The sequence below is a fragment of the Butyricicoccus sp. genome, assembly GCF_050872565.1.
Classification (GTDB): Bacteria; Bacillota; Clostridia; order Oscillospirales; family Butyricicoccaceae; genus Butyricicoccus_A.
Map to the genome: position 1 here is coordinate 1 of NZ_JBNMHC010000479.1, position 1,354 is coordinate 1,354.

A 1,354-nucleotide genomic window follows, 5' to 3' on the forward strand; every position below is an offset into this window, starting at 1 on the left:
CGCATTACCGATCTGGAATATCAGCTGTTTACAGAGGTGCGCGAACAGATTTCTGCCGCTGTGCATCGCATCCAGATTACCGCACAGACGTTGGCACAGACCGATGTGCTGTGTTCGCTGGCAGAAGTGGCGGATTTGTATCAGTATTGTTGTCCGGAAGTCGAATACTCTCCGGTTATCGACATCAAAGAAGGCAGACATCCGGTCGTTGAGCGAATGCTGCGCGATACGATGTTTATCGCCAATGATACCCTGCTCGATGATAAAGCCAATCGCATTGCGGTAATTACCGGCCCGAATATGGCGGGTAAGTCAACGTATATGCGTCAAGTCGCGTTGATTACGATTATGGCGCAGATGGGCTCGTTTGTTCCGGCAAAGTCTGCTCGTATTGGTATCGCTGACCGCGTGTTTACCCGCGTCGGCGCATCAGACGACTTGGCGAGCGGACAATCGACATTTATGGTCGAGATGAGTGAAGTTGCGGATATTTTGACTCATGCGACTCGATTCAGTTTGGTCATTCTCGATGAGATCGGCCGCGGTACTTCGACGTTTGACGGCATGAGCATCGCCCGTGCCGTGGTGGAATATATCGCAGATCCAAAGAAAATCGGTGCCCGCACGCTGTTTGCCACTCATTATCACGAACTGACCGCGCTGGAAGATTTAATGGAAGGCGTCAAGAACTATAATATCGCCGTCAAAAAACGCGGCGAGGATATTACGTTTTTGCGTAAGATCATTCCGGGCGGAGCGGATGACAGCTATGGCATCGCCGTGGCGAAGCTGGCTGGTGTTCCGAAGCCGGTACTGCGACGCGCCAAGGCGATTCTCAAGGATTTGGAGGATCATGCGCCGAAAATTGAGGTGCATGAAGTGGAAGAAGCTGAGGAAGAGGCACCGCAGATGTCTATGGCCAGCTATCAGTCCAATGATGTGGCGGAGAAATTGCGCGCCGTCAATGTCAATACCATGACGCCGATTGAGGCGCTCAATCTGGTCTTTGAGCTGCAAAAAATGGTGGAATAATCAAAACAATCCGTGTATAATAAATGCACAGAGTTTCAGAATAGAAAGCAAACTGGGAGGTGTGCTGCATGGCAGTGATTCATGAACTGGATTCTCATATGGCAGATTTAATTGCTGCGGGTGAAGTGGTTGAGAGACCGTCCTCTGTGTGCAAAGAGCTGGTGGAGAATGCAATTGACGCCGGTGCGACACAGATCACAGTTGAATTGGAGCATGGCGGCATCACATATTTGCGTGTTCGCGATAACGGCTGCGGCATGGCACCGGAGGACGCACCGATTGCGTTTCGCCGCCATGCGACGAGCAAGATTCGCACGCGGGA

The 1,354-nt window shown here is 51.6% G+C and carries 2 protein-coding genes; both read left to right on the forward strand.

All coding sequences use genetic code 11. The features are described 5' to 3' along the window. Nucleotides 1-1,032, forward strand: a 1,032-nt coding sequence (locus ACR0P9_RS12705; RefSeq protein ID WP_432620703.1) for a MutS-related protein, incomplete at its 5' end; no start/stop codon positions are given. Nucleotides 1,033-1,100: 68 nt separating this feature from the next. Further along, a partial coding sequence (locus tag ACR0P9_RS12710; protein WP_432620705.1) for an ATP-binding protein occupies nt 1,101-1,354 on the forward strand: 254 nt, incomplete at its 3' end.